The organism is Ornithinibacillus bavariensis (genome assembly GCF_050433565.1).
GTDB classification, from domain to species: domain Bacteria; phylum Bacillota; class Bacilli; order Bacillales; family Amphibacillaceae; genus Ornithinibacillus; species Ornithinibacillus bavariensis.
Genome location: NZ_JBNPWZ010000001.1, coordinates 485,285 through 498,450, shown reverse-complemented (window position 1 = coordinate 498,450; position 13,166 = coordinate 485,285). Strand labels below are relative to the sequence as shown.

Annotated in this window: 9 protein-coding genes; 5 read left to right on the top strand and 4 right to left on the bottom strand. The window is 36.1% G+C overall.

The genetic code is table 11. The features are described from left to right. Window positions 1-8: 8 nt before the first annotated feature. The 3 genes from HNR27_RS02230 to HNR27_RS02220 all read right to left on the bottom strand — a co-directional run bounded on the left by HNR27_RS02230 (window position 9) and on the right by HNR27_RS02220 (window position 4,391). On the bottom strand, window positions 9-1,310 hold the full coding sequence (locus HNR27_RS02230; protein WP_429338599.1) for an ABC transporter substrate-binding protein: 1,302 nt from the start codon (window positions 1,308-1,310) through the stop codon (window positions 9-11). A 567-nt stretch (window positions 1,311-1,877) separates the two neighbouring features. Beyond that, window positions 1,878-2,639: an acyl-[acyl-carrier-protein] thioesterase gene (locus HNR27_RS02225; protein ID WP_429338598.1), complete on the bottom strand. Its 762-nt coding sequence runs from the start codon at window positions 2,637-2,639 to the stop codon at window positions 1,878-1,880. A gap of 258 nt (window positions 2,640-2,897) precedes the next feature. Then, entirely contained in the window at window positions 2,898-4,391 is a 1,494-nt protein-coding gene (locus HNR27_RS02220) for a peptide MFS transporter (RefSeq protein ID WP_429338597.1), read from the bottom strand. A gap of 308 nt (window positions 4,392-4,699) precedes the next feature. Between HNR27_RS02220 and HNR27_RS02215 the strand changes: the two genes are divergently transcribed. The 5 genes from HNR27_RS02215 (at window position 4,700) to HNR27_RS02195 (ending at window position 11,894) form a co-directional block, all read left to right on the top strand. Beyond that, entirely contained in the window at window positions 4,700-5,704 is a 1,005-nt protein-coding gene (locus HNR27_RS02215; RefSeq protein ID WP_429338596.1) for a tetratricopeptide repeat protein, read from the top strand. Between the two features lie 103 nt (window positions 5,705-5,807). Next, on the top strand, window positions 5,808-6,380 hold the full coding sequence (locus HNR27_RS02210; RefSeq protein WP_244853365.1) for a TetR/AcrR family transcriptional regulator: 573 nt from the start codon (window positions 5,808-5,810) through the stop codon (window positions 6,378-6,380). A gap of 112 nt (window positions 6,381-6,492) precedes the next feature. After that, entirely contained in the window at window positions 6,493-8,955 is a 2,463-nt protein-coding gene (locus tag HNR27_RS02205; protein ID WP_429338595.1) for a YhgE/Pip family protein, read from the top strand. Window positions 8,956-9,093: 138 nt separating this feature from the next. Further along, window positions 9,094-9,441, top strand: coding sequence for a hypothetical protein (locus HNR27_RS02200; protein ID WP_429338594.1), 348 nt, complete (start codon window positions 9,094-9,096; stop codon window positions 9,439-9,441). A 386-nt stretch (window positions 9,442-9,827) separates the two neighbouring features. After that, on the top strand, window positions 9,828-11,894 hold the full coding sequence (locus tag HNR27_RS02195) for a thioredoxin domain-containing protein (protein ID WP_429338593.1): 2,067 nt from the start codon (window positions 9,828-9,830) through the stop codon (window positions 11,892-11,894). Window positions 11,895-12,201: 307 nt separating this feature from the next. On the opposite strand, the gene HNR27_RS02190 is transcribed toward HNR27_RS02195, so the two are convergent. Then, a complete protein-coding gene (locus HNR27_RS02190) occupies window positions 12,202-12,855 on the bottom strand; it encodes a pyridoxine/pyridoxamine 5'-phosphate oxidase (protein ID WP_429338592.1) in 654 nt (217 codons plus the stop codon). Window positions 12,856-13,166: the final 311 nt, after the last annotated feature.

Below are 13,166 nucleotides of genomic sequence, written 5' to 3'. Positions count from 1 at the left end.
CGTCTTCATTATTTTGCTAAAATGTCATTCCATTCTTGTTCTGCTTGGTCAAGTGCCTCTTGTGGAGTCATTTCTCCAAGCATAGAAGCTGAAATAGCGTCGTACATTGCTTGTCTTAGTTCATCATAGTTTTTCATTGGAGGAACTAATAGCTCAGCACTATCTAATTGTGATGCAGATACAATTCGAACTAAATCCGTTGGTTCTGCATCGTCACCAGCTTCTGTGAAGTATGGATCAGCTAGAGCTTCTACGTTAGATGGTAGAATTGGTGTTAGTTTCGAGAATTCTAATTGGTTCTCTCCATTAGTTAGGAATAAAGCAAATTTAACTGCTGCTTCCTGATGTTTTGTTTGCTTTGGAACTACAACGTTTTGTACTGACATTGTTTTCTTACCAGATTTACCTGTAATTGCTTGTGAAGGAATTGTGTTTGCGTATAGATCTGGAGCATTTTCTTTAACTTGTACAATAAATTGAGAACCGTCAAAGAACGCTACTTGACCTGCTTGATACATATCAATTGTAGAACGTTGGTCTCCAGTTAAAGCTTCTCTAGGAATTAAACCATCTTGATATAGTTTTGTGAAATATTCAAATGCATATAGACCTTCAGGTGAATTAAATGCAGCTTTTGTTCCATCTTCATTTGTTAAATCTGCACCCATCATTACCATATGTTGAAGTACTAAAGATAGATCCATTGATGGGAAATATCCATACTTACCAGTTTTTTCTTTAATGATTTTTGCATACTCAGCAGCTTCCTCATAAGTAGTTGCTGGTTTTTCTGGGTCTAATCCTGCTTCTTCGAATATTGCTTTATTATTTAATGTTACAGAAGTTGATAGATACCAAGGAATCGCAAAGGTTGTACCATTGATATTGTTTGCTTCCCAAGCACCTTTTACATATAAAGCCTTGTCTTCATCAGATACTGCTTCATCCATATTAACTAGTGCATCAAGTTCAGCTAGCTGAGATGCAAATGTTGGGTTTAGGTTTACAACATCTGGAGCTGTGTTCGTTGTAACTGCAGATAGAATTTTCTTACTTAAATCTGCTGCCGGAACATCCAACCATTTAATTTTAATATTTGGATTTTCTCCCTCAAAGTCCTTAATAATACCGTTAATATAATCTGTGAACGTTGGCTGTAACTGCATTGTCCAGAATTCTAATTCGATTTGTTCATCTCCTGAAGCATTCTTAGAATCCTTTGATTTACCTTCATCCTTGCTTCCACATGCTGAAACAACAAGCATCGTAATAACAAGTAATAAGGCTAAGAAACCTAATTTCTTTTTCATTGTTTTTCCCCTTTCTGCTTTCACCTAGTTTGTTTTTGGATTACAGAACCCATTTTTTTCTATCTATCCGAATTCTAGTAATCTAGTAGCTTAAAAGCACCTTAATTTGTAAACCCTTTCAAATCACAACCTAAGTATATTAAATTATATTCCGATAGTCAATCTGTTTTTTTGAAATAAAATTTCAGTTAGTTAGAAGTAATCCCTCATTACATGTGGATTAAACAGTTCTATTTTGGTTTTACATAGAAAATTACTATAAATTCCATTTCCAAAATTAATAAATATCTTGAAATATATTTTCAAAACAAGTGCTGGTATAAGCTCTTCTCCTTAAGAAGGTTTTTCAATGTCGATCTCGAATGGCAAAGGGACCCTCAGAATATATAGGAGAATCCGGGAACTTAGCGGAAAAAGATATCATCTAAATACATAATTGTATTTATCACTCACTTATTAATTGAGCTAGGTTCCTGCTAGATCTTTAGTGTAAGGAGAAATAAACCTATCTATAGACAACTACCCACGTGTTGCTAATAAAAAAACAGGGATGAGTAATAGCTCTTCTCATCCCTGTTTTTTTATTATTTTCACCTGTGAGCGAAAGACCATTTTTTCATTTTCGCTTCGAATCCCTTCGACAATTACAGTATTATCATTAAGATTGGATAAGTCCTTATTAAGGATTATCGTATCACCTGGTAATGCCTCATTTAAATAGTTTACCTCTATTGTATGTATTCGATAGTTACGGTGCTGTTCAATAGAAAAGCAATCCATGATATAATCTACATACCTTGAGTTATTTAAATGACCATTAAAGTCTATATCACTATATCCAATTGTCTTATGATAGGTAGTTTCTAGGTTTTCTCCAGCTCTTAGTTTATCTAAAGAACCTTCGATTGCTCTCTCAGTTATTATTTCCGGATAGACGAGATCAATCGAATCACTTCGCTTTAATCTACGTTTTCTCAAATCCATTAGTACCCAAACTGACGTTGCCCGAACAATAATATTACCATCTTTGTCTTTAACAATAAAATCACGTTCGAATTCAAGCTTTCCAGGCTCGAGTGGCCAGGTTACTATTTCTATCTCTTCATCTAATATAGGAATCCGAATCACCTCTACCCTAATTCGCATTAGGACAAATGCCACTCCATAATTTTTATCAAGTGCCTCAAACCCTACCCCAAGATTATCAGAAGCAAGATTCGCTACATCCTGAAAGAAACCAAATAGTGTACTTAACTTTAATTCCTTTTTAAAATCAACATCCCTTAAATCGATATGATAGTCTTTTTGGAAGCGAGTTACAGGTTCCATGTTATCTCTCCTAGTTCGTTTCTAACTCTATATACTTACTTTATCATATGTATCCATTATTTTTTATACATTTATTTCCCTAATAGCTTGTGCTAACTCTTTTTCCTCTACTCTTCATCCTAATTTAAAGTATAGATAGCCACAGTCTATGACCAGTTTTATTAAGACTTTGGATGAGCAAAAGCAGTAGCTTAAAAGGGCATAAAAAGCTGACCTTACACCATGACAGGGTATTAAGGCCAGCATATCTTCTTACTATTATTTTATACCTTTCATGAACTCTTTCAATTTCGGAGAGAACATAAATAAAATGATACCCAATACAATTGCAATACCACCTATAACTCCAAAGTACATTACTTCGGTATCTGCTGTATAAAAGCGTACCACCTGTGCATTGATTGCTTGTGCAGATGAATTCGATAGGTTCCATAAGCTCATCATCTGTGCAGCAAATGCTGCTGGTGCTAGTTTAGTTGATGCAGATAGACCAACTGGTGATAAGAGCAATTCGCCCATAACAACCAAGAAGAAACTAAGCACTAACCATAGTGGACTTACTAAGGATTCTGTTCCATTGAAGTATGCAGGGAACATCATCACTATAAAGGATAAGCCAGCAAAGATTAATCCAAATGAAAACTTCTGTGAAACTGTTGGTTGTTTATCGCCAAGTTTTGTCCATAATCCCGCAAAAATTGGAGCAAAGATAATAATAAACAAAGGATTAAGTGATTGGAACCAAGAAGCATGGAGTTCTATTCCCATGAAATTCAAGTTTGTACGCTCATTCGCATATGTTGCTAGAATGGTTGAGCCTTGCTCTTGGATAGCCCAGAACATCATAGCTGCAACGAATAGCGGGATATACGCTAATAAACGAGACTTTTCATCTTTCGTTGTCTTAGGACTACGAAACATAAAGATAAAATAAACGGCTGGGATGATTACCCCAAGAATACTAATAAAGAAAATGACACGATCTACCGTTAGCCATCCACCAGAAACTCCTATCCAGCCAATTATTCCTAGAACAAGTAACGCTAGGATAATAATGGTTGCCATGCGGCCTTTTTCTTCTCTTTTTAGTGGGTTTGGCACATAGGAGCCTGCAAGTCCTAGGTATTTTTTTCGAGTGATTACATACACAACTAAACCAATAAACATACCAACTGCTGCGAAACCAAATCCTAAGTGGAAGTTTACTTCCTCACCAAGTGTTCCAACAATATATGGAGAGATAAAAGCCCCCATATTTATACCCATATAATAGATACTGAAACCAGAATCACGACGAGGATCTGTTTTACTGTACAGATCACCCACCATACCACCAACATTAGGTTTTAGTAATCCTGTTCCGATGATAATAAACGCCATGGAAGCGAATAAGGCTGGTGCTCCTAGTGGTAATGCCAGGATCACATGACCAAGCATAATGAGTACTCCACCATAGAAAACGGTCCTTGCTGTTCCCAATATACGGTCAGCAATCCAACCACCAATAATACCAGACATATATACAAGCGAACCATAAATCGCCATGATGGAGTTCGCAGTTGTTTGATCAATACCAAGTCCGCCTTTAGAAACTTCATAATACATATAGAACAGTAAGATTGCTCGCATTCCATAGTATGAGAAACGTTCCCAAAATTCAGTAAAGAATAATGTAGATAAACCTTTTGGATGACCAAAAAAACCTTTTTGCGGAATGGTTTTCAGAATAGCATCCTTATCGTTTGATTTCATGATCTGCCTCCTGTTGTTTAAATTCCGTAAATAAACTGAAAACTCTAATGAAGCTAATGGAACCATTTTAAGGGAATTTTTAATGGACGTAAAGGGATTTTAAAGAAGTGAAACTCTTCCAAAATGTATTAAAATAACGAATCATCTTTATGTAATCGCTCTAGTAACTAGTATTGCAACGATTGATGTTTTTAACATTAGTTAAAAATTGGTAATTTCGATAAAAATTTCATTTCAAATTGATAAAGGTGCATCCGTTCTTAAATTATGAGATACTCTAAAAAAAGCTACATAAGGATGTATGGCAATTGAAATTTGATTATTTGGTAATTGAATTAGAGAAAAAGGGTTATACAAAGGCAGCAAATTTGCTTAAGAATATCCAATCCAGTGAATACTTTTTACAAGACCTTGCACTTCTATTATCCGAATGCTCAGCTGCAAAAAGTACACTTCCTGATGATTTATATATTCTTTATACCCAACTAAGCAAAGTTTCAATCTTTCAGGAAGATTACAAATTTATTATACTTCGTGACCTAAGTACTATTTTATCAGCGTATATTAATCCTTCCGCTGATGCAATCGAGATATTCATGGATAAGGATGAAATGTCAGAAGCTGCATCTCTCTATCAGGAGGCAGTAAATGGAAATAGTAAGGCGCAAGTTGAATTAGGCCTCTTCTATAAAAGTGTTCATCGTGCAGAATGGGGATTTGATTGGTTACGACTGTCAGCTGAGGTAGGAAACGCTGATGCGTTATATTGGCTGGGAAATATATATTATGATGGAACGATAGTGGAGCAGAGTATGCAAAAAGCATTTAATTGCTATAAACGTGCTGCCGAACTAGGTCATGCTGATGCATTAAATAATTATGCGGATATGTATTTGCGAGGGGAATATGTAGAAAAGAATGAAAGGAAGGCACTTGAGCTTTTTACACAGGCTGCTAATAAAGGGGTACCAGAGGCTATGTATACACTTGGATATATGCATAGCAATGGTGTCGGAACAATAGAAAATAAGGAAGAAGCATACAACTGGTTTAAGAAATCTGCACTGGCTGGTGACGTTTTTGCTGCAAATCGCTTAGGGCATGAAGCTGTAGAAAATGGACATGGAGAAGAAGCGATCTCCTGGTATAAGCTGGCTGCAGAGCGTGGCGATTCTTATGGTGAATTTAATCTTGGACTTTGTTATGAAAATGGGATTGGGACTGTAATCGATAGAAAAAGAGCAAAGTATTGGTATCAAAAAGCTGCATTGAAAGGAGATATACAGGCAAAGGAGAGGCTGAAGGATTTATAATTTTTCATTGGTAAAAACTTGACTTCCTGTTTTATTAATTGTAATCTATATTCTGTACGAAATGACTGAAATGTTCATTTGGTCAATCAGAGGTGGTGAGAAGGTGGAAATCGATCGAAGAAGGAATATTGTAGAGGCTGCAGAAAAATCCTTTTCCTTATTTGGCTACAAGGCAACAACGATGGATCAAATCGCTAAATTAGCTAATGTTGGTAAAGGAACGATTTATACATTCTTCAAAAATAAAGAAGAGCTCCTTCAATTTATCATGGAAGAATTAATAAAGGAAATGAAAACAGCCGCAGAAGAGACATACGATAAAAACATTTCTTTTCACAAGTTTGTTCATCGCGCCATCTACAAAATGCTTGAGTACCGGATGGAACATCAGCTAGCCATAAAGCTTTTTGAAGAAGGCAAATTTGGCACGCCTGAAGTTGTTGAAGCGTTAAAATACTTTGAGGATGCAATTGTGAACTATATCAGTCACATTATCCAAGAAGCAATTAACAAAGGATTTATTCACCCATGTGACCCAAAAATCACAGCCTATATCATTTTGAAAATGTATGTTGCATTAATCTTTGATTGGGAAAAAAATAATCCTTCCCTTTCAAAAGAAGAAATTGCTGATTTAATGAATTTGTATATTTTCAAAGGATTAGCAGTATCCTAATATTTTTGCGGGATCGAACAGGATTATCAACGTAACTGATAGTCCTATTATTTTTCACGTCAATGACCGAAATACCAAAATGGTCATTAATTCAACAAAGGAGTTTTGATACATGAATGGTTTTAAATTACTTGGTAAAGAGTTGCAACGAATTGCTAAAAATAAGAAATTGTTAATCCCAATCATTGCAATTCTAATGGTTCCATTAATTTATGCTGGTATGTTCTTATGGTCCTTCCTTGATCCATACGCGAAAATGGATGAACTACCAGTTGCAGTCGTCAATAGTGATGAAGGAGCAACATTAGAAGGTGTAAAATTACAACTAGGTAAAAATTTGGTTAGGAATTTAGAGGATAGTGATGCCTTTGACTTTCATATAATTTCTGAAAAGGAAGCCATGCAAGGGCTCGATGACTTAACCTATTATATGGTGATTAAAATTCCTAAAGACTTTTCCGAAAATGCAACAACATTATTAGATAAAAATCCTAAAAAGCTTCAACTACAATACATTTCGAATGACAGCTATAATTTTCTAGCTAGTCAAATTGGTGAAACTGCTATCAGCAAAATCCAAACAACAATGGCAACAGAAGTATCAAAAACATATGCAGAAACCTTATTTTCAAAGGTATTCGAAATGAAGGATGGCTTACAGGCTGCTAGTGATGGTTCAGGAAAATTAGATTCAGGGGCTAGTGATTTGAAGGACGGTGCTAATGAATTAAAAAGTAATTTAGAGGTCCTAGCATCGAAGTCTATCGAGTTTCAGGATGGTATTCAAACCGCTCAATCCGGTGTTGATGCATTACATGATGGCTCTGGAGAATTAGCAGCAGGATTAGGCCAATTGACAGACGCTAGTGGACAATTATTAAATGGTTCTAAGGATTTGCAGTCCGGTTCCAAAACACTTATCTCTGGAATTGCAGAGGCAAAGAATGGAACTGAAGCATTGAATCAAAATATGCCACTACTCGTAAATGGTACAAAAGAAGTGCAAGCTGGTTTAAAGGAATTTCAAAAACAACTACCAAAACAGTTGGCTCAAAGCTTTAGTAGTCAATTAACTGGTTCTTCCGGTGGTATGAGCAAAGGCATTAACCAATTAAATGCATCGATCGATTCTGGACTAACTGACAAACTCGCGCCTCAATTGACTGAAGGCTTAGCACAAAACACAGCAAGTAAAATTTCAGAGAGCATGGTTGAAAGTCAACAACAGCAAATCAATACCTTAGAAAAACTTCTAACTGATTATGGAGTTGAGGACAAGGATGCAATATTAGCTGCCCTAACCAAAGACGCTCCTTCCCAAGAAGTTTTACAACAAAATTTATATCAATCACTGCGACCAAGCTTTGAAGCAGGAATCAATAATGGAATACAGCAAACCGTATCAGAAATTGATGCCGGCTTTGATTATTACCAAGAAGAATTAACGAAGCAATTAGCGGCAACTTCTATGGAAAAACAAATTGCCGATGCTGTTAATCCTGTTTTCAACAAACTTTCAAGTGGTCTTCATGCAGTTAATAATGGCCAGGAAAAAGTTCAAAGCGGGGCAGAACAATTAAATACCGGACTAAATCGTTTATATGCCGGTGCACAAAAAATAGGTACCGGGCAAGAAACATTCGCTTCTAATATGGAGTTATTCACTAAAAAGCTAGGTGAAGCAAAAGCAGGCGCCAACAAACTTGATGATGGTACGAACCAATTAGCGACTGGCATGAGTCAATTAAATGATGGAGCCACACAGTTCTCTGACGGTTCAGCCAAGCTAGCAGAAGGGTCTGTACAGCTTTCAGATGGAACGAATGAACTGCAAAAAGGAACAGATGAATTACATTCTAAACTCGGTGATGCAGCTGATCAAATTAGCTCTATCGATGCTGATCAAGATACGTATGACATGATGGCTAGCCCAGTGGAACTAGATATCCACCATGCTAATAAAGTGCCGAATTATGGTACTGGTTTTGCACCATACTTCATTTCATTAGGTCTATTTGTCGGTGCATTACTATTAACAATTATCTTCCCACTAAATGATACTGCAGGTATTCCTAACAACGGAATAAGTTGGTTTATGAGTAAATTCGGTGTTATGGCGTTAGTAGGAATTATTCAAGCCATCCTTACAGACATTATCATTCTATATGGGTTAGATATAGAGGTTCAAAGTGTACCATTATTTGTCCTATTTACCATAATTACAAGCCTAACATTTATAACATTAATTCAATTCTTAGTAACATTAGGTAATAATCCAGGTCGATTTGTTGCCATCATCATCTTAATTTTGCAATTAACTAGTAGTGCTGGTACATTCCCACTTGAGGTTATTCCGAAAGCCGTACAATGGTTTAACCCATTATTACCGATGACGTATTCCGTACAAGGATTTAAAGCTGTCATCTCAAATGGGGATTATGGATTCATGTGGCATAATGCAGGAATATTATTCGCATATATTGCTGGTTCCATTATTATTACAACAATCTACTTTGTTTGGAAACATAAGAAACAATTTAAGAATGAAAATAGCTTGAATGAACAAACTGCATAAATTAGTTGGTGTCCGTAACCTATGTTGCGGACACCTTTTTATTATTGAGATAATGCTTATAGGCAAAACGGATAATACTAAGATTCAGCTATGATATAATGTCAACATAAGTATTAAAGAAAGAAGGCTCCAAACTTTATGGACACTACTAATGTAGCTGAACTTATTGTAGAACAGGGAAAAAACACGATCACAAGCATGCAGAATTTGAAAGGTAAAGCTAATAAGCAGAATAAGGAACGTGCTGACTTATTTGAAAAGTTCTGTGCAAATGCACATTCTTTTCGGGTGTATACATATATGGATCCTAAGATTGGACAATTAGAAGTGGTTCAATCATTCATGAAAAAGGTTGAGATGTTTGGAGAACTATTTACTGGAGTAAATATAGAATTCGAAACAACTGTCGATAAAACTCGAGTAACAGAAGCCTTCCAAGAGGCTATGGAAGCTTATAACATTTTGCTAAATACCCTACAACATTAAGGGAAATGGAATTGAAACATTATATGTCATGTAAAAATGTGTAGAGGCTACAAGTTAATAACCCATATAATTAAAAAGTTACAATGTAAAACCCTTCGGAAATATGCTTCCCTTTCACTCCCAGGTCAAGATATTCACTCACTGACTAGCAGTATATTTAAAAACAGAGAAATGGTGTTCGATGTAATCTAACTATACGGCCTTATTACTATAAAAAAGATTTGCATTATCAAGATCAGGAAGATTCATAAAACAGAACTATTTAAGGGCAGTTAACAGGAGAAACTTTTCTGTTCTCCACTACATAAAATGGTATCGCCTCATATATTTGGATAGTTGTGGTAAAGTAAAATAGGTGAATTACATTTTGGAAAGATGGTGCCCTTATGAGTCATAAACATAGACACAACAATTTAATCAATGAAAAATCCCCCTACCTACTTCAACATGCACATAATCCAGTTAATTGGTATCCATGGGGAGAAGAAGCATTTGAAAAGGCACAACAAGAGAATAAACCAATCTTCCTTTCTATTGGCTATTCCACTTGCCATTGGTGCCACGTTATGGCCCATGAATCCTTTGAGGATGAAGAAGTCGCTAAGCTTCTAAACGACCATTATATTGCTATTAAGGTTGACCGTGAAGAACGCCCTGATATCGACTCGATATACATGAAAGTGTGTCAAATGATGACAGGACATGGTGGATGGCCATTAACCATATTTATGACACCAGAGAAGGTACCGTTTTATGCTGGAACCTATTTTCCGAAAGAAAGTAAATATGGAAGACCTGGATTACTGGAAGCGTTGGAACAATTACATCAAAAATACACCACCGATCCAGATCATATTTCCGAAGTTACCCAAAGTGTTAAACAAGCATTAGATCAATCCACTAGAGAAAAAAGCAAAAGCCGTTTAACAAAGGAAACAACAGATCACGCATACCAACAATTAGGAAGAGGATTTGACCATACATATGGTGGTTTTTGGGAGGCACCGAAATTTCCACAGCCACAAAATTTAATGTTTTTGCTTCGTTATTATCATTTCACTGGCAAACCTGCTGCTCTAGAAATGGTTGAAAGGACTCTCCAGAAAATGGCTACAGGTGGAATCTATGACCATGTAGGATTTGGTTTTGCTCGATATTCAACCGATGAAAAGTGGCTTGTTCCGCATTTTGAGAAAATGCTTTATGACAATGCCCTATTGCTGATGGTCTATACAGAGAGCTATCAGCTCACAAAAAATCCATTCTATAAGCAAATTGCTAAACAAATCATAGAATTTGTTGAACGGGAAATGACCAGTAAAGAAGGAGCCTTTTATTCTGCTATCGATGCCGACTCAGAAGGTGTGGAAGGAAAATATTATGTTTGGGAGAATGAAGAAATTTATGACATCCTTGATGAGGACTTAGGGGAGATTTTTTCGACAGCATACGGTATTACTCCTTATGGAAATTTTGAAGGAAAAAATATTCCTCATTTAATTGGTGTGAAGCTTGAACTTATTGCCGAGGAGTTTGAGCTTTCCATGGATGAATTATTGGAACGGCTTGAAATAGCAAGAGAAAAATTATTGAAGGCACGTGAAGAAAGAATTTATCCTCATGTGGATGATAAAATCCTAACCTCCTGGAACGCGATGATGGTTGCTGCATTAGCCAAGGCTAGCATCGTTTTTCAAGAGGAAAGCTATTTACAATCTGCCAAAAAAGCTATCCAGTTTATAGAGTCTAGGCTTATTCAAGAAGGTAGGATAATGGCGAGATATCGTGAAGGTGATACAAAATATAAAGCCTATTTAGATGATTATGCCTACCTAAGTTGGGCGTATTTAGAGCTTTATAATGCTACTTTTTCTTTAGATTTTCTAGTAAAGGGTAAACATCTTGTTAATGAAATGATTCGTTTATTCTGGGATGAAAAGAATGGAGGATTCTTCTTTAGTGGTGCAGATAACGAGAAGCTAATCTCCAATGATAAGGAAATCTATGACGGTGCCATCCCCTCTGGAAATAGTGTTGCAGCTGTAGTACTTGCACAGTTGGGATATACAACTGGTGAAATGAGTTACTTAGATAAATTAGAGGAAATGTACTATACATTTTTTGAGGATATTAATCGACAGCCTTCAGCTGGAGCATTCTTCCTCCAAAGTTTATTACTTACGGAAAACCCGACAAAAGAAGTAGTAGCTCTTGTTGAAAACGATTATTCTCGCATGGAAGTCGTAAAATTAATTCAGGAAAAGTTTACACCAGATATATCACTTTTGGTTGCTGAAAACCCTGAGCAGTTTGCTAAAATTGCAGAATTTGCTACTGATTACAAAAAGTTAGATGAAAAAACTACTATCTATGTTTGTGAAAATTTCGCCTGTAGACAGCCCACCACAGATATTGAGGTGGCGATATCAAACATATTTTCAACTGAGAAGTAGGTATAGAAATATAGAGCTAACTGCAGAACTAATAAAAAACCGTATGAAATCAAATTGGTTATCACTTAGCTTCATGCGGTTTTTTTATAAAAATGGAATCCATTTTTCTTATGATGAGGTGTAGCCTTTAATTTAGGATTTTAAAATCTTATCTGTTGTCTTTTCTAAAATAGAATTGATAAACCATCTGGTATTTCATACCAAAGCTTACCTATTACAGGATTATCAATTTCTTTTCCTGATTGGTGGTTAGTTTGTTTCTTGATGAAGAGTACCTCATCCTACCAAATCATCTATTTATTAGTGACTATGGCCAAAGAAGTTCTTTGACCCAATTATTATTTTCCTTTCGATACAGAACGCGTATATGTTTTCTGTCTATGTCCCCCTGCCAAAATTCCACCTCACATGCAGTTACCTGATATAGACACCAATTAGGGTCTACTAAATTAGGATTATTTTCGACAAGCTGATAATTCTCTAGAAAAGATCGCTCAAAATCAGCATTGCTAGGCATCACTTCACTTTGCTTACCAATTAGAGCTATGGCTCGTGCAGTTTCTCCTCTTCCTAAAAAGTCTTTAGCACTTTGCTCTTTTCCTACCTCCGATGCAGTACCACGTATTCGAACTTGCCTGCCGATCAAGGACCAATAAAAAGTTAATGTAACATTTGGATTCTCCTTTAATTGCTGTCCCTTTGCACTATTAATGCCAGATGCAAAGTACCACCCTTCTTCATCCATATCTTTTAGAATGAGTACTCGCGCATCAGGATTCCCAAAACGATTGATGGTAGAAAGTGTCATGGAATGTGGTTCATGTACTCCATTTTTTATTGCAATCTGAAACCATTCTTGAAAAAGCTTATGAGGACTTTCCGGAACATTGGTATAATCAAATTTCGGAAATGGTCCCTCCAACGCTTTAAGGTTACTAAGTAACTTGTGAGGACTGTTCATATTCATGCTCCTTTTCTTAAAGGATCTTTTAAGCAAAGTATATCATTTTTGAATGTTAATGAGCATTTTTAGTAATCTGACATAGTTACAAAACAGGCTCATGTATTTATATTCCAAGACCAAAAATTGTAGCAACCGGCAAATGTCTGTAGTTCGTAATGTCTACTCTTCAGTCGTGCTCCCCGTGTTTTTCTGTATTAGATGACTTTTATTAGACTTATTTAACTTGTTCTCCGATTTTTAGTCTATTAGAACGCTTCTATTAGACTGATTCGCCTTGTTTTCCGATTTTTAGTCTATTAGGGGGCTTC